Origin of the sequence: Natribaculum luteum (assembly GCF_023008545.1) — an archaeon.
Lineage (GTDB): Archaea > Halobacteriota > Halobacteria > Halobacteriales > Natrialbaceae > Natribaculum > Natribaculum luteum.
Genome location: NZ_CP095397.1, coordinates 2,134,490 through 2,151,012 on the forward strand (window position 1 = coordinate 2,134,490; position 16,523 = coordinate 2,151,012).

The window sequence follows — 16,523 nt, forward strand, 5'->3', positions numbered from 1 at the left end:
GACGGTTCGCGGTTGCCCCGGTAACGACTTACAGCGGTCCGTATGAGTTGACGTGGCGGTCGTCCCGCTTTCCCGTCGACTGTCGTCGACACACCTATGGGTATTGCCTGTGATGATTGCCGACGTGAACGCCGTCCAGACCGTCCTCGATCGGTACGCAGCCGGGACGTCGTACGATCGGCTGGCAGCTGAATTCCTCGCCCGCGAGCGCTGGACCGGCGACGACCCGGTCTCGCTGCTCGCCGAGGCTGCAGCGTCGACGACCGGCCAGGGCTACTTCACTGGCGTTCGTCCGACCGTCGAGCGGTTTCGCGAGACGTTCGTCGAGCCCGGACGCGTCACGTCCTTCGAGGACCTCGCCGCGCTCGACCTCGAGGACGACGACCTCGTCGCCACCTTCGGTGCCCAGCGAAAACGCCACGTCTTGCTCGAGGCCGCCTGCGTCCTCGACGGCCACGCTGGCTCCGACCTCGAGGCACTCACGTCGTGGGCGGCCGCGGCCGACGTCTACCGGTACGAGGACGACCCGATCGGTTCGATTTCGGGCGTCGGCCCGGCGACCTTCCAGTATCTGCGGATGCTGGCCGGCGTCGACGCGGCGAAACCGGACCCGGAGACGGCCGAACTGGTCGAGACGGTCGCGACCGAGGTCGACTCCCTCGAGATCGACGCCGGAACGAGCCTTCGCACGATCGCCTCCTGCGAGTGGCTGGCGATCGTCACGTCGTACCGGCGGATCGAGATCGACCAGCTCGCCTGGCTCACGTTCGCCGACGAGGGCGAACTCGAGGCGGCCGCCGACTGCGGTATCCTCTGATCCGCCGGTTCTATTCGAGTCGCGCTTCTGTCACCTGAATCCGTCCTCTGGTCCCGTCCCACTCGGTCTCGTACTCGAGGGCGATCCGCCGGTCCATGTGCGGGCCGTCGACCACTATCGTCTCAGGAACCACCTTTTTCCGCCTCGGGATCGCTCTTCGAGCGACCGCTCGGCGCAAAAATCTGGACCAAAAAGTCCCGCTCGCTCGCCGTACTCGCTCGCGGTGTAACTCACTCGAGTCGCGCTTCTGTCACCTGAATCCGTCCTCTGGTCCCGTCCCACTCGGTCTCGTACTCGAGGGCGATCCGCCGGTCCATGTGCGGGCCGTCGACCACTATCGTCTCGAATTCGCCACCCTCACCCAGAACGTGGACGCCGTACTCCTCGTTGAGTTCCTCGAGTTCCGCCAGGGCGTCCTCGTCGAGCGTCCGTCCGAGCCACGACTCGTCGAGGCCGTGGGCTGCGACCTGGACGATCACGATCTCGAAGCCCGCCTCGAGCATCGCGTCGGCGAGTTCCCGCGGGTCTTCCCGCCAGAGCGGCGCGAAGAGGTCACATTCGAGCCGCTCGCACATCTCCTCGATGCGGCTCGTCTGGTACTCGCTCTCGACGGCACCCGCGGTGACGCCCGCAATGTCGCTCTCGAGATCCGACTCGAGGTCGCACAGGGCTGCCTCGAGCGGCTCGAGTTCGGCGTCGCCCTGCGCGCTCGAGTCTGTCGCGGATTCGGCCGCGAAGTCCTCGGGTTCGACGTCCACGAGAGGAATGCCGATGCTCTCGGCTGCCAGCGCGGTCAGGTCGGTAGCCGGAACGTGGTACATATACGAGTCGCCTGCGGGGTGGACGGTGACGAGGTGCGTCACGTCGAGTCCCCGCTCGAGAGCCTGGTAGAGCGCCCACGCGGAATCTTTGCCGCCGGAAAAGAGACTGACCCACCCGCCGTCTGTGCGGTCCATGGTTGAAGCTACGGATACGCAAGTAAAGGCGTGACGAGTCCACTCGCGCCGAGCGGGGCGACTCTCAGCGCGAGGAGTCCGAGTGCTCGTCGACGTCGGCTTTCGAGCCGCCGTCGGTGAGTTCGGAGTCCGGTTTCGACGTTCGCCGCCCGTCTCCGGGGTCAGACTCCTCGAGCGTCGTTCCGCTGAACGTCGACGCGACGCGGACGCCGAGGAGGCTCAGGAGGAACGCCGCGGCGACGAACATCGCGAGGCGTTCGCCGGCCGTGACCGCGAAGCTGTCGATCGAGAGCGCGCCGACGTCGATCGCCGGCACCACGAACGGCTCGACGAACCCTCCCTGCTCGAGGAAGTACGCGGAGAACCCGCGGACGACGAGTCCAACCGAGACGACGACGAACGGGAGGTTGAGATAGGAGCTGCGAAGCGGTTCCTCGCCGATAATCTCGTCGAGCAGCCGGCCGGCACTCGCCGTCAGCGCGGCCGCTGCCAGCCACGGGACGCTATCGAAGGCGAACCGCATCGCGGGAACGAACACGCCCTGTGGATCCTCGAGACTCGAGACGCCGAGCCCGCCGGCGAACAGCCCGACGAGGGTGAGTCCGGTGGCGACGACGTAGGTGACGACCGACACCTGGCCGGTGTACAGCGACTCGCGGGCCCGCCGTGCGAGTCCGGTCAGGATCTCGTCGACGCTGAAGCCCTTGTACAGCAAGAAGAGCCCGATGAAGGTCGTGATCGCGGCTGCCCCTTCGGCCGGGCCGACGACCGTCGCGAGCATCGGGAAGACGAGCAGCGTCAACCCGATCGGAACGAGGACCGTCTGGCGAAGCTCTTCGTCGGCGAGAAACTGCTTGAGCAGGTAGTACGTAGACTCGATGTCCCGGGCCTGCCTGACGACGACGCGGTCGACCGAGTCGACCCGGACGCGGCTCTCGACGATCGGAACCAGCCGCTCGTCCTCCGCACTGTCGATGACGACGACCGCCGAGTCTGGATCGTGCGTCGCGATGAGTTCGTCCAGCTGGCGTGCGACGGCCCGGTCGGCGCTCACCATCGACTCGCGGTCGCCCGACACCACGGCGACGACGGGTTCTTCGTCGTCGTCGCGCAGGCTCTGGGCGACGCGCAACGTCTCGAGTAGCGAGTTGACACCCGAGTCTTCGGGATCTGCGAGACCGACGTCGGTCACGAGCGCGCGAACCCCCTCCCAGCCGACGATGGGGGTCCGGAGACCCGTCTTTCGACCCACGTCGTCGGTCCGGTCGAGGCAGACGACCAGCGTTGTCACGGTGTCGGATGCATTCCGCGCGACGATAAAACCACTTACTCGTTCAGCCGATCCCGGAGGCGATCGCCTCCGTTCATACCGTCTGTTGTACGTCAGTCTCGGAGCAACGGCGATCCACCCGGCGGTTTTCGGAAAACAGGGACAGCAGGCAGTATCAGGTTCGCAGTCGGAACTCGCCGTCGCCCGCGATGCCCGCGAGTCCCGATCCGAAGGCGTACGCGACGCGCTGGGCTCCCGCACCGAGACGTCGCATCAGCGGCCGCGTCGGTTCGAACTCCTCGACGGTCACCTCGTCGACCTCGAGTCGCGCTGCGATGGCGTCCTCGACGTCCTCGCGAGTCCCGAGTTCGTCGACCAGTCCGATCTCGTGGGCCTGCTCTCCCAGGTAGACTCGCGCCTCGGTGTCGCGGACGAACGACGGCTCGAGGTCGCGCCCGTCGCTGACTCGCTCGACGAAGTGGTCGTAGTAGTCGTCGACCAGTCCCTGGAGGTACTCGCGCTCGTCGTCGGTCATCTCCTTCAGGGCGGTGCCGGCGTCTTTGTACTCGCCGGCGGTGAACCCCTCGTAGGAGAGGCCGATCTTCTCGGCGAGTTCGTTCGCGTTCACGCGCGCGCCGATGACACCGATCGAGCCGACGACGCTCGCGTCCCGCGCCCAGAGTTCGTCACAGCCACTTGCGATCCAGTAGCCGCCACTCGCACAGACGTCGGTGGCGTACGCGGCCGTGGGGCCGTCGAATCGTTCGGCCGCGAGTTTGATGTCGTCGCTCGGCACGACCTCGCCGCCGGGCGTGTTCAGCTTCAACAACAGCGCGTCGACGTTCTCGTCGTCGTTCGCCCGGTCGATCTGTTCGACGATGTCGTCTGCAGGCGTCGAGCGCGGACTCGACGGCAGGGGACCGCCGCCGCCGTCGCGGCTGATCGGCCCCTCGACGGCGACCTCGGCGACGTCGTACGCCGGCAGCAGCGAACCTGCGACGTTGCCCGCGAATCTGATCCCGAGAACGACGGTGACGAGCGCGAAGAGGACGCCGAACAGGTCCGCTAGCGTCTCGGGGGCGACGACGAACAGGCCGACGCCGACGGCGGCGAACAGCGCCGCACCGAGCAGGACGATCGCCAGTCGGCCGATACCACGGCTACTGACCACTGGAGACACCTCGATCCATGCCCGGTTCTCGGTGTGCCGGCGTGTTAAGCGTTGACGTCGAAGACAGAATGCGGCGGCTCACGACTGTCGAAAACGGAGAGAGACAGAGTGGACGACTCGATTAGAGTAGGCCGGTCTTCTGGAGCTTCATCAGGTCCTCGGTGTCGAGGGTCTCGCCTTCCTTGAACTTCTGGTAGATCTCCTCGGCCTCGGCCTTGGCCTCCTCTTTTTTCTTGTCGCGGGCGGACTTGCGCTGTTTCTCCTCTTTCTTGTCCAGCTCGCGCAGGCGCTTCTGGACGCGGACGAAGTCCTCGTGGTGCTGGTCGGCCGCCTCCTGGGCATCGACGAACTTCTCGTGCATCTCGTCGGCCTCGTCACGGATGTCGTCGGCCTCGCGATAGGCCTCGATCATCTGGTTGTGGTGTTCCTGGGCCTTGTCGGCGAGTTCCGTGACCTTCTGGTGGTGCTGGGAGGCCTCCGATCGGACCTCTTCGGCTTCCTCGACGAGCTCTTCGAGGTCCTCGTTCTGGTCGAGTTTCTCCTTGCGGTCTGCGTACTCCTCGCGTTTGGCCTCGATCTTCTCGATGAGCTCGCGCTCCTCTTCGGTCGAGAGGACCTCGGTCTGCTGTTTGAACTCGAGTTGCTCGATCTCTTCTTCGAGTTCTTCTAAGTCCTTGCCCTCGTCGAGCTCCATGTCCGACTTGAGCTTCTCGACCTTGTCGAACAGCTCGTTGGCCTCGGCGTTGAGCTCGTTGCGCTTTTCTTTGTGCTCCTGGACCTTCTCGTTGAGCTCGTCGCGCTTCTCGCGGTGCTCCTGAGCCTCGTCGACTTTCTCGCGCGTCTTCGCGTTGAGTTCGTCGCGCTTCGACGCGCGTTCAGAAGCCATCTGGTTCAGCTCGTTTCGTCGGTCTCGGAGTTGCCCGGCCTTTTTGATGAGCTGTCCTTTGGATTTGTTCTCGAGGTCGTCCTCTGTAAGTTCGATGTTTTTCGCTTCGTCTACCATGTGTTAGTCAAACCTCTGTGCCATACCCGCACCGGCTGTAGCGTCCGCTCACGACCTGCGAAACCTCGGTGAATAAGATTCCCTGTCATCGATCGTCGAGCGATACACGCCGAGCCGGTGGCGTTCTGGTACCGGTAACTACTGTCGCCCTCAATTTAAATGTACCGGTCCAGCAGGCCGTGGAAACCGTTAGCAGGGAGCCCGACGGGGGCGTGTAAACCACTCACACTGCTCCGCGAGTTGCTTATAAGCCGTATAGGTTGTAGACTGTTCGACCGCCGACCGACAGTTCGAGGCGGACCTCGCTTGCGTCGGCGGGAATCTCGAGTCTACCGGCGTCGGCAACCTCGAGTGGGTCGGCGTCTACCTGTTGTTCGCCGTCGTTCTCGCCGGCCCACCACCGGACGGTCGTCTCCACGCGCTCGCGCGTGTCGTTGACGAGCGAGAAACCGACGGTGCCGGGTGCAGGCGGCGACTCGAGGACAGCCTGGACCGGCTCGTAGGCGGTGGCCATCGCCTGGTACGCCGGCTTCTCCGCGCCGTCGTTCGTGAGGACGCCCGGTCCACCACCTGGCGCGGCGTCTCGCAACGGCGAGGCGACGACGATCCCACAGCCGCGCCTCCGGAGGGCTTCGGCGATCGTCTTCGTCGCTCTCGCCTGGTACGTTCGCGACTGTGCGGCCGTCTCCACCCATCGCTCGAGGAGTTCCCCGTCGACGCCCGGAACCCGATCCGGATCGACGCGCTCGCTCGACAGCGAGGCGGGACCGAAGCCGCTGACTGCGGACGACAGCGAGGGGTACCGGTCGAGCAGCCAGTCGACATCGCTAGCCTCGAGGTACTGCCAGCCCAGGCCGAGAATCGCGGCGTCCGGATCGACACCGAGCGGCCCGGTGATGGGGACGACCGGGACGTCCTCGGGCAGTGCCGCCGCGATGGTCTCGGCATCGCTCCCGTCGAAGTCGGTTCGCCACGCCCGCCACCGTACGGCCAGTTTCGCGAGACGGCCGCTGCCGAGTGGCTCCTCGAACGGGTCGACCGTGGCGGTCTGGACGCCGTACATCGCCAGACTCGGATGGGTGCCGTACTCCTCGACCAGAGTCGTTGCGAGGTCGATCCCGCGGTCGACGTCGAGGTCGGGGCCACTCGCCGGCAGGTCCTGCCAGACGAGCAGTCCAGCCTCGTCACACGCGGCGTAGAAGTCGCGAGAGGGAACGTGCGCCTGCGGGCGGACGATCGTCGCGTTCGCGTCGACGGCACGCCGGACGTCCTCGCGTTCGTCGCCGCCGGGCAGTCGGGTGAAACCGCGCGCACGCACCCGGCGGCCGTTGACGAGGAGACCGTCCTCGTCGCGCTCGATCGTTCGAAGACTGACCGTTCGCTCTGCCACGTCGTCCCCGAGTTTCGCCCGGATCGTGTACCGGGCCTGGGGACCGAGTTCGCGGGGCCACCACAGCGACGGGTTTCGGATCTCGAGCGTCTTCGAGACGCGCGCGCGCTCGCCGGCGTCGGCCGCAACTCGAGTGCGTTCCATCGATCCGGCACCGCGGACCCCTTCGGGTCGCAGCGAGAGCGTCACCGCGTCGTCGATCGCTTCACCCGCGTCCACCTCGAGGTCGACGTCGACGGATGCGCCGTCGTCGGAAAGCCGTGGCGTGGCCACTACCTCCCGGAGGAACGTCGGCGGTCTGGCCTCGATGGAGACGTCCCACCAGATGCCAGGAACGGCGAGTTCGTCCGGAACGGCCGCGGTGTCGTAGATTCCGTCGACCGACGCCGGCGGTTCGCAGACGACGAGCAGTTCGTTCGTCTGGCGAGGTTCGAACTCGAACCGGGTTGGTACGAAGTACGGTCCGGCAATGTCTCGCCGAGTGCCGTTCACCCAGACTCGAGCCTGCCCGTAGACGCCGCGTAACTCGAGGATCGCTCGCTCGTCGCCGTCGGTTCGCGGATCGTCGAACCTGGTCCGGTAGGCGATCGAACCGTCGGCGTCCGCGAGTCCCGACGGTCGTCCTGGAACGGGGACGGTCCTCCACTCGTCGACGATCGGCGGATCGTCACCATTTCCCGATTCGACCACGCCACCTGTCCACTTCCCGGCCATCGTCTCGGTGAGCGAACCCCGGCAAAATAGGTGTTTCGAAGCTTGTAGTAATCAAAATAAATATTATCTAATATGAAATGAAGGAGCGCGTCGTGATCCGGTCCGTCGTCGCGGGCCGCGCGCTGCCGTCGATCACGCGGGGCGTCGCCACGATGGCCGGCCGACTCCTGGTACCTCGTATCGACGCATGGTGGTTTAGACAAGTCTAAACATTACCTTAGATACAAAGAATTATATTCTTCGCCATGTACTCCCGAGATGAGATGAACAATCGAGCGACGAGTAGTGAGAGATCGCCTCGAGGAACGAACAGCGCGGATCGTCGACGGTGGTCCCGCCGTCGATTCGTTGCGACCGCCGGTGGATTCGCGACCGCCGGGCTCGCGGGGTGTCTCGGCGGTGCCAGCGACGAGGATGGGGCGGACGTCGTCGCCTCGTTTTTCACGTTCTACGACTTCGCACGGCAGGTCGTCGACGGGACGCCTGTGACGGTCGACAACCTCGTCCCGACCGGGCTGCACGGACACGGCTGGGAGCCGGACTTCGGGATCACGAGCGACATCGTCGAGGCGGACGGGTTTCTCCACGTCGGCCCCGACTTCCAGCCGTGGGCCGATCGGGCGATCGAGACCGTCCAAGATGACGACGCCGATACGCACCTGATCGACGCCCGAGAAGGGATCGAACTGATGGATCTCCCGGACACCGTCGACGAGGACGAACAGGTCGGCGAGGGGAAAGATCCGCACTTCTGGCTCGATCCGGGCCTCGCCAAGGCGTCGGTCGACAACATCGTCGACGGGCTCGTCGAAATCGCGCCCGACCACGAGGACGCCTTCGTCGCCAACGCCGCCGACGTCAAAGCCGAACTCGACGAGATCGACGCCGAGTGGGAGGGGATCTTCGACGCCGCCGAACGCAAGACGGTCTTTCTGGCGGCACACAACGCCTTCGGCTACGTCGGCGAGCGATACGGCGCGACGATCCAGCCGCTGGTGACCAACCTCGCGGCGACCGACGACGTCCGACCGGCGGACATGCGGCGTGCCCGCGAGACGATCGACGACAACGATATCCAGTACATCGGCGCGGCGATCTTCGAACCTCGTCGTCCTGCCCAACAGTTGCGCGAGAGCACGGACGTCGAGGCCTACTATCCGGTCACGCCGTACGCCGGCACGAAAGAGGAGTGGGTCGACCGCGGCTGGGGATACTTCGAGATCGCCCGGAACATCAACATGCCGACGTTCCGGATCGTGCTGGAGGCGATGGACCCCGACGGTACCGAATTCGACGACGAGTGGCAGAACTTCGAATGACCAGACATGAGACACGACACAGACAACCGAACGACGGCACACGTGACGGTCGACGACCTCTCGTTTGGCTACACGGCCAGTCCGGTCGTTAGAGACGTCTCCCTTACCGTCGAGGAAGGCGAGTACGTCGGAATTATCGGGCCTAACGGCTCCGGCAAGAGTACGCTTCTCCAGCTGGTACTTGGCCTGCACGAACCCGACCGTGGCGACGTCCGGCTGTTTGGCCACCCCTCGAGGGCGTTCGTCGAGCGCGAGCGAGTCGGCTACGTCGCCCAGGACGTCACCGAGAACACCAAGGAGATGCCGATCACCGTCGCGGAGGTCGTGCTGATGGGACGGTTCCCACACGCCGGCTTCGGCCGCATCAAGACGACAGATCGCGAACGCACACGCGAGGCACTCCGGACGGTGGGGATCGAGCACCTGGCCGACCGGCGCATCACGAAACTCTCTGGCGGACAGCGCCAGCGGGCGTACATCGCCCGCGCGCTCGCCAGCGAAGCCGAACTGCTCGTCCTCGACGAGCCGACCGTCGGCGTCGACGCCGAGTCCGTCGCAGCCTTCTTCGACCTGCTCGACGACCTCAACGACGACGGGATGACGATCCTGCTGGTCGAACACGACATCGGGGCCGTCCTCGAGCACACCGATCGCGTGATCTGTCTCAACCGGGAGGTGTACTTCGACGGGCCGCCGGACGAGTTCGTCGAAACCGACGCACTCGAGCGCGCCTACGGAACCGACCTCCGCCGCCGATCAGAGGCGAGCGCGCTATGACTGCGATCACGGCACACACGTTCGCAACCGCCGGCTCTGCCCTCGTCGGTCAACTCGGCGCCCCGACCGACGCGCTGGGCTGGCTGCTCGACCGCTGGAGCGACGGGCTGTCGGCTGTCGGCGAGGCGTTCGGGATCGAGATGCTCCGGTACGGATTCATGCATCGGGCGTTTCTCGTCGGTGCCCTCATCGCCGTGATGGCACCGCTGATCGGTACGTTCCTCGTCCACCGACAGCTCGCGCTGATCGGCGACGCACTCGCCCACACCGCCTTCGCCGGCGTCGCGGTCGGCCTGTTCGTCAACGCCGTCCTCGGCGTCGGCGTCTCGCCGTACCTCACCGCAGTCGTCGTGGCGATGATCGCCGCGCTCGCGATCGAGCTGATATCTGAGGTCACGGACGCCTACAACGACGTCTCGATGGCGATCGTGCTCTCGACTGGGTTCGCGCTCGGTGCCGTCCTGATCAGTATCAACGCGGGTGGGCTCGCCGTCGGCGTCAATCAGTACCTCTTCGGCAACCTCGCGACGGTCTCGCGGGAGAATGCGATGATCCTGATCGGCCTCTTTCTCGCGATCGTCCTCGTCGTCGGCCTCACCTACAAGCAACTGCTGTACGTGACCTTCGACGAGACCGCCGCCAGAGTTGCCGGCGTCAACGTCCGCTGGTACAATCGAATTATGACGATGCTGACCGCGATGGTCGTCGTCGGCGCGATGCAAATTATGGGCGTCATCCTGGTCGCGGCGATGCTCGTCGTTCCAGTCGCCGGCGCAGCCCAGCTGGCCCGGAGCTTCAGGGAGGCGCTGCTCGCGTCGGTCGTTCTCGCCGAACTGGCGGTGCTCGCGGGCATCACGCTCGCCTACCAGTACGAGGCGACGGCCGGCGGCACGATCGTCCTCGTCGCCGTCGCGATCTACGTCATAGCCGTCCTGGTCGGGAAAGCGAAGGCGAGCCGGGAACCCGCCGCAGAGACGCGCTCGATCGCCGACGGACAAACTTCGGACTGAACGCAGCCGAGGCCAACACCGCTGAACCGGTCGAAATTCTACTGTGAAGGTACACCGTCGAACCGAACGTCCTGGCCTCGCTCGAGACGAACTAATTAGGATAGTCTAAAAATATAATTTCCATCATCAAACTATAAGTATTGCCTTCACGTATAGCTAACTGCGCTCCAGGACGACTGGAGCGCTGAATCGGCACGTGTTCTCGCACCGCTGGAACACTGCATCGAAACCAGGTGAGCTCCTGCAACACGGGAGAAAGTCGTGGTGACCGTCGAACCCCGTGTTTTGGATCGGCGTGTGCCACCTCGGAGAAGAGTCGCCGACGACTCGCACTAGAACAGGTTCTCGAGCCGATCGTCTACGAGCTGTTCGGCCGGATCCGCTCGTTTGTCCTCCTGACTCTCGGCTTTCTGTGCCTGCCGCGCTCGGTCCATGAACGCCTCGATTCGATCGGAGCGTTCGGCTCCACCGAGTAACACGAGCGCGGCGAGGCGGTCGCTCTCGAGCGGGAAGTCCCCGCCGCGCACCTGCAGGCTCTCGGTCTCGTCCTCGAGCCAGCGGCGCGACTTCTCGACGCCCTTGCGGGGAATCCGGTCGGGATCACCGATTACGGCCAGCAAGGCGGCGTCGGCCGTCGTCGCGTCGGGCAAACTCGTGCCGGTCAGCAGTGCCTGCCGTGCGACGGTCATCACCGTGTTGATGTTTTCGGCGCTGTCCTCGGCGGCAACCGCACTCGCGTACCCGAGTGCCGAGACGCCGCCCTCCCGGAGCGTGTTGATGACCTCGCTCGAGTCGACCACACTTTCGCCGACGCCCTCGACGGCCTCGCCCGAGGCAAAGAGCAGGCCGACGCGCTGGGCGATCCGCTGGTTGATCGTCTCGAACGCGCCCTCGACGCTCTCACCCTGTTCGTGCCAGGCGTCGTTGTCGATCAGGAGCGTCGAGTCGGCCTCGCGGACGAGCGTCTTCAGCGACCGGCCCGCGTTGGCCTGGTAGAGCGCTCCTTCGTTTCGTCCCGGGAGGATCCCGAGTCCGTAAATCGGCCGATCGTAGACCCGCTGTAGGTTGTGGACGAGCGCTGGTGCGCCCCCGCTGCCGGTGCCACCGCCGAGTCCGGCGACGACCCAGATGGCCTCGGCTCTCGACGTGACGTGTCCGTCGAGCGCGTCGAGCACCTCGTCGACGTCCGACTGCATGATCTCGGCGCCGAGTTCGTTGTCGCCGCCGACGCCGTGGCCGTTCACTCGAGCCTGACCGATCAGTCGCGTGTCGACGACCTCGAGCGACTGCAGATCCGCCTTCGCGGAGTTTATCGCCAGGGCGCCCTGCACTGCGTCGAATCCCATCTCCGCGTCGAAGCGCGCGAGGCGTTCGGTCACCTTTCCGCCGGCCTGTCCCACCCCGATGAGGGCAACTTTCATACGTACCACGTCACAGAGCGCCTAATTGAACGTTGCGACTGTCAGGTTTAAGTACAATTACGGCACCAGAGCGTCCATGACCGATTCCGACGCGCTCGAGCGACGACTGGCTGCCGTCGAACGGGCCCTCGTCGACGGCGACCACGCGCTCACCGACCTCCCTGACGCGGCCGCCGTTGCCGACGAGCTGGCCCGTCTCGACGAGCGACTCGACGACCTCGACGCTCGCGTCGCAGAACTCGAGGGGTCGACGCGGGCGCTTCGTGGCTACGTCGGCAACGTCAGATCGGCAGACGAGGACGTCGAGCGGCGTGCCGACGCGGCGATCGCGACCGTCGATCGCCTCGAGCGTCGCGTCGCCGCACTCGAATGTGCGACGAGGTCGTCCGACGGACCCGGCGGCGACCTCGTCTCGCCGTCGTGCACGCGAGCGGCCGATGGCAGTTTCGAGGGTGCCGAAACGCTCGAGACACTCGAGGACGTCGACCCGACGCGGATCGGCACGACGCCCGACGAGGACGCAGGCGAGTCCGTCGAAGAAGGCGAGAACGAGGGAGGTGTTCTCGCGTCGGTTCGCCGCCTCCTGCCGTGATCCGACTCGTCCTCGCCGTCGTCCTCACGCTCGCGCTGGTCGGCCTCTCCATGCCGGCGGTCGACCGCGCCGGAACGGTTCGGACGGACGAACGAGTCGGATCGGACGTCGCCGCTCTCGACCGGGCGGCCACCGCGTTGCTCGAGCACGAGGAACTCCCGCCGCCCGGGACGGCGGGACCGCGGCGGATCGTGACACTCTCGCTACCGTCTCCGTCGCTCGCCCGGGCGCCGGTCGACTACGTCGTCGTCGGCGACGCGTTCGACTCCAGGACCGACGAGGACCGCATCGTCGCCTACCGTGTCGGTAGGGGCGCAGAACGACTCGTCCACGTCGACGCCCCGATCCGGACGGCAGGCAGCGATCCACTCGTCCTCCGAGGTTCAGGCGAGTACGACCTCGTCCTCACCCTCGAGCGCGACGCCAGCGACGATCCGGTCGTCGTCGTTTCCCTGCCGTGAGTTTATACCGGAAGGCGCGGCCAGCACCCCCATGCGATCACTCATCGATCGGTTCGCCGCGAGCGAACCCGAGACGACGGGCTGTGCGACGACGTTCGAGGACGGAACGCTCGTCGTCGACGCCGCGGGGCGTGACGGCGCGCTCGCGTCGTCGCCGGCGTGGCGGGCGGCAGTCGTCCGCGCGCTCGCGGACCGCGACGCCGCTGACGTCGTCGTCCGCCGTCGTGGCCTCGAGTACCGCTACGACGATTGCGGCGTGGCGTTGCTCACCGCTGCGGGTCGCTTCGTCGACCTCGTCGCCGACCGGGACGAACGGCTCGCCGACCTCGCAGCACGCGATCCGCTCGAGGCCACACGCGAGGCGACCGCTCGCGCCGGTCCGGCGGCCGCCATCGCCGCGGAGTCCGGTCTCGCGGTCGTCGCCGACCGCGTCGCCGACTACGAGGACGCGCTGACTCCCTCGGTCGGACTCTCGATCGCTCACTCCTTCGTCGATCGAACCGCCGTCGACGACGCGCAACTCCGGGGCGTTCGCACGCTCGAGACGGGAAGCGAGGCCCGAATCTACGCTCGACCCGACAGCGTCCCGCTGTACGCACTCGAGGTGGTCGACCTCGAGCTAGCCGCCGACGAGCGTGAGTTGCTCCTCGAGGCGTATGCAGCAGTCGCCGACGGGGTCGTCGAGGGCGACCGCGTCGCCTCGCGGGCAGTCGAACGCGTCGCCGACGGTCCGACGGATCCGCTGTTGACCGCCGTCCTCGCGAAACACACCCGCGGCTACGGCGTCCTCGAGGATCTCTTCGCTGACCCGCGGGTGAGCGACGTCTACGTCACCTCGCCGGTCGCCGACAACCCGCTTCGCGTCGTCGTCGACGGCGAGTCGATGGCGACGAACATCCACCTGACGCCCGACGGGGCGGGTGCGCTGGCTTCTCGCGTTCGGCGAACGAGCGGTCGGTCGTTCTCGCGGGCGAGTCCGACCGTCGACGCGACGGCCGAACTCGAGAACGGAACCGGCGTTCGCGTCGCTGGCGTGACCGGTCCCGTCGCGGACGGCGTCGCCTTCGCCTTTCGCGAGCGGGCCGACGACCGGTTTACCCTGCCGGCGCTCGTCGCGAACGACACGATGACGGCCGAGGCAGCGGCGTTTCTCTCCGTCGCCGTCGAACGGAACGCCGCCATCCTCGTCGCCGGCACCCGCGGCGCGGGGAAGACGACACTGCTCGGAACGTTGCTGTACGAACTGTCGCCGGGCACGCGGACGGTCGTCATCGAGGACACGCCCGAACTGCCGGTCGGGCCGCTCCAGTCGGTCGACCGGGACGTCCAGTCCTTGCGGACCGGAACCGGCGACGGCCCCGAAATTTCGGCTTCAGACGCGCTCAGGACTGCACTCCGGCTCGGAGACGGTGCGCTCGTCGTCGGCGAGATCCGTGGTGAGGAAGCTCCGGTCCTCTACGAGGCCATGCGCGTCGGTGCCAACGCGAACGCCGTCCTCGGAACCATCCACGGCGACGGCGGCGATGCGGTCTACGAGCGCGTGGTATCCGACCTCGAGGTCCCGCCGTCGTCGTTCGGGGCGACCGACCTCGTCGTGACGGTCCAGGCCTACCGCATGCCAGCCGGGCGAAAACGACGACTCGCGGCGATCGAAGAGGTCGTCGTCGGCGAAGAGGGCGTCCGGTTCGAATCGCTGTACGAACTCGAGGGCGACCGGCCGACCTCGACGGCCAGAATCGACCGCGGGGAGAGCCGCCTCGTCGATCGACTCGCCGGTCCGACCGAGACGTACGCTGACGTTCGTGCAGCGATCGACGACCGACGCTCGTCGCTCGCTGATCTCGCAGCAGACGGCCGAACAGCTCCCGCAGAGGTCGCAGCGGTCTACGCGGATCGCGGGCGAGGCGAATGACCCACCTCCGTCGTCTCGCTGCACTCTACCCCTGGTCGGTCGAGCCGAGCGAAGAGTTGGCCGAGGCCGTGGCGTTCGTCGAGTCGGCCCACGACGCCGAGACGATCGTCAGAGCCGGGTACGTCGCGGGCGCGCTCGCGGCTCTCCTTTCGACGCCACTACTTCTCGCGCCGCTGCCGCTGTGGAGTTCGCTCGTCGCGATCCTCGCAGCCAGTCTCGGCGTCGTTCACGCGATCCACTCTGGACCACACCTCCTCGCGGCTGTCCGACGGACGCGCGCGCTGGGCGATACCCCTGCACTGATCGGCCGCATCGTCCTCCGAATGCAGATTCAGCCTGCGACCGAATCTGCCGTTCGTTTCGCCGCCGAGACCGGACAGGGCCCGCTCGCCTCGAGTCTCGGCGCTCACGTCGACCGTGCCGCGGGCACGCCACGATCTGGTTTGCTCGCGTTCGCGACCGAGTGGGCAGACCGGTTTCCGGCACTTCGCCGATCGGCACACCTGCTCGCGGCAGCCGAGAACGCACCGGACGGCGAACGGTCCCGGACGCTCGATCGGGCGTTCGCAGCAGTTCTCGACGGAACTCGAGACGGGATGGCCGAGTTCACTGCGAGCATTCGCGGTCCGGCGACCGGACTGTACGCCTTCGGCGTCATGCTGCCGCTCGCGCTCGTCGCACTCGTCCCCGCCGCGACGATCGCAGGGTATCCGGTCTCGATCTGGTTTTTCGTCGTCGTCTACAACGTGGTCCTCCCGACGCTACTCGTAGTCGCGGGTGCCTGGCTCCTCGTTCGCCGGCCGGTCGCGTTTCCACCGCCGACGGTCACGCGAGCCCATCCCGACGTTCCCGATCGGCTGTGGAAACCGCTCGTCTTCGGACTCGTGGTCGGCGTCGGTGCGTATCTCGTGACGCCGGCCCTCGGTCCCGCAGCTCTCGCTCCGATCGCCGCCACCGGCCTCGCACTCGGAATCGCACTCACCGGCGTCTACTACCCCGTCGCGGCCGTTCGCCAGCACGTTCGCGACGTCGAAGCACACCTCGTCGACGCGCTCTACCTCGTCGGCCGACAGGTAGCCGAGGGCGAAGCAGTCGAATCCGCGATCGCCCTTGCCGGCGACCGCGTTCCCGCCGAAACCGGCGACGTCTTCGCCGACGCCGCCGGCCTCCAGCGCCGCCTCCACCTCGGCGTCCGCGACGCCTTCCTGGGTCGGTACGGCTCGCTCGCAGACGTTCCGAGCCCTCGAGCACACAGCACGGCCTCGCTTCTCGCGATCGCCGCGGACGAAGGGCAGCCGGCCGGCCGCGCGGTCGTCTCGATGGCCGACCACCTGGAAGAACTCCAGGAGGTCGAACGCGAGACCCGTCGCGAGCTCGCGACCGTGACGGGGACGCTCGACAACACGGCTTCGTTTTTCGGGCCGATGGTCGCTGGCGCGACCGTCGCACTCGCCGGCGGCATAGTCGGAAGCGGTGCCGAGGCGGCCGACGCAACGACCCTTCCCACCGACGCGCTCGGACTCGTCGTCGGCGTCTACGTGCTGACGCTCGCCGTCGTGCTGACGACGATCTCGATCGGGCTCCGACACGGGCTCGACCGCTCGCTCGTGGGCTATCGGGTGGGCCGTGCCCTGTCGGTCGCCACGCCGATCTACGTCTGTTCGGTGATCGTCGCCAGCACGTTCGTCTGAGAGTTTAAGTAGGAATCCG

The 16,523-nt window shown here is 66.6% G+C and carries 14 protein-coding genes and 1 pseudogene; 8 read left to right on the forward strand and 7 right to left on the reverse strand.

What is annotated here, in order from left to right; translation table 11 throughout:
- Nucleotides 1–112: 112 nt before the first annotated feature.
- A complete protein-coding gene (locus MU558_RS11025; protein ID WP_246966325.1) occupies nt 113–817 on the forward strand; it encodes a hypothetical protein in 705 nt (234 codons plus the stop codon).
- A gap of 10 nt (nt 818–827) precedes the next feature.
- Here MU558_RS11025 and MU558_RS11030 read toward each other — a convergent pair.
- From MU558_RS11030 to MU558_RS11055, 6 genes and pseudogenes are all read right to left on the reverse strand, one after another.
- Nucleotides 828–941, reverse strand: a pseudogene (locus MU558_RS11030) (diphthine--ammonia ligase); the annotation flags it as partial.
- A gap of 106 nt (nt 942–1,047) precedes the next feature.
- Nucleotides 1,048–1,773 carry a diphthine--ammonia ligase gene (locus MU558_RS11035; RefSeq protein ID WP_246966326.1) on the reverse strand — a complete coding sequence of 242 codons (726 nt, stop codon included), beginning with the start codon at nt 1,771–1,773 and terminating at the stop codon, nt 1,048–1,050.
- Nucleotides 1,774–1,837: 64 nt separating this feature from the next.
- Nucleotides 1,838–3,064, reverse strand: a complete 1,227-nt coding sequence (locus tag MU558_RS11040; protein WP_246966327.1) for a DUF373 family protein — start codon at nt 3,062–3,064, stop codon at nt 1,838–1,840.
- A gap of 154 nt (nt 3,065–3,218) precedes the next feature.
- The gene (gene sppA / locus MU558_RS11045) at nt 3,219–4,214 is read right to left on the reverse strand and encodes a signal peptide peptidase SppA (protein WP_246966328.1); all 996 of its coding nucleotides are present in this window, start codon (nt 4,212–4,214) and stop codon (nt 3,219–3,221) included.
- A 121-nt stretch (nt 4,215–4,335) separates the two neighbouring features.
- A complete protein-coding gene (locus tag MU558_RS11050) occupies nt 4,336–5,217 on the reverse strand; it encodes a coiled-coil protein (RefSeq protein WP_246966329.1) in 882 nt (293 codons plus the stop codon).
- A gap of 244 nt (nt 5,218–5,461) precedes the next feature.
- A complete protein-coding gene (locus MU558_RS11055) occupies nt 5,462–7,321 on the reverse strand; it encodes a glycoside hydrolase family 2 protein (protein ID WP_246966330.1) in 1,860 nt (619 codons plus the stop codon).
- Nucleotides 7,322–7,584: 263 nt separating this feature from the next.
- Between MU558_RS11055 and MU558_RS11060 the strand changes: the two genes are divergently transcribed.
- From MU558_RS11060 to MU558_RS11070, 3 genes are read left to right on the forward strand one after another with little or no spacing between them, the layout of a single operon-like run.
- Nucleotides 7,585–8,640 carry a metal ABC transporter substrate-binding protein gene (locus MU558_RS11060; RefSeq protein WP_246966331.1) on the forward strand — a complete coding sequence of 352 codons (1,056 nt, stop codon included), beginning with the start codon at nt 7,585–7,587 and terminating at the stop codon, nt 8,638–8,640.
- 6 nt (nt 8,641–8,646) lie between these two features.
- The gene (locus MU558_RS11065) at nt 8,647–9,417 is read left to right on the forward strand and encodes a metal ABC transporter ATP-binding protein (RefSeq protein WP_246966332.1); all 771 of its coding nucleotides are present in this window, start codon (nt 8,647–8,649) and stop codon (nt 9,415–9,417) included.
- The gene (locus MU558_RS11070; protein WP_246966333.1) at nt 9,414–10,427 is read left to right on the forward strand and encodes a metal ABC transporter permease; all 1,014 of its coding nucleotides are present in this window, start codon (nt 9,414–9,416) and stop codon (nt 10,425–10,427) included. Before MU558_RS11065 ends, MU558_RS11070 begins: the two co-directional genes overlap by 4 nt.
- A 332-nt stretch (nt 10,428–10,759) precedes the next feature.
- Here the strand turns inward: MU558_RS11070 and MU558_RS11075 are convergent, their stop codons facing one another.
- Nucleotides 10,760–11,848: a tubulin/FtsZ family protein gene (locus tag MU558_RS11075; RefSeq protein WP_246966334.1), complete on the reverse strand. Its 1,089-nt coding sequence runs from the start codon at nt 11,846–11,848 to the stop codon at nt 10,760–10,762.
- Nucleotides 11,849–11,924: 76 nt separating this feature from the next.
- On the opposite strand from MU558_RS11075, the gene MU558_RS11080 reads away from it, so the two are divergent.
- Genes MU558_RS11080 through MU558_RS11095 form a run of 4 tightly spaced genes read left to right on the forward strand, consistent with a single transcriptional unit; the run spans nt 11,925 to nt 16,504 of the window.
- Nucleotides 11,925–12,440, forward strand: a complete 516-nt coding sequence (locus MU558_RS11080; RefSeq protein WP_246966335.1) for a DUF7310 family coiled-coil domain-containing protein — start codon at nt 11,925–11,927, stop codon at nt 12,438–12,440.
- Nucleotides 12,437–12,901 carry a DUF7311 family protein gene (locus tag MU558_RS11085; RefSeq protein WP_246966336.1) on the forward strand — a complete coding sequence of 155 codons (465 nt, stop codon included), beginning with the start codon at nt 12,437–12,439 and terminating at the stop codon, nt 12,899–12,901. The genes MU558_RS11080 and MU558_RS11085 overlap by 4 nt, the downstream gene beginning before the upstream one ends.
- 31 nt (nt 12,902–12,932) lie before the next feature.
- Complete coding sequence (locus MU558_RS11090) at nt 12,933–14,813, forward strand: type II/IV secretion system ATPase subunit (protein ID WP_246966337.1); 1,881 nt, start codon at nt 12,933–12,935, stop codon at nt 14,811–14,813.
- Nucleotides 14,810–16,504, forward strand: a complete 1,695-nt coding sequence (locus MU558_RS11095) for a secretion system protein (protein ID WP_246966338.1) — start codon at nt 14,810–14,812, stop codon at nt 16,502–16,504. The genes MU558_RS11090 and MU558_RS11095 overlap by 4 nt, the downstream gene beginning before the upstream one ends.
- Nucleotides 16,505–16,523 lie beyond the last annotated feature (19 nt).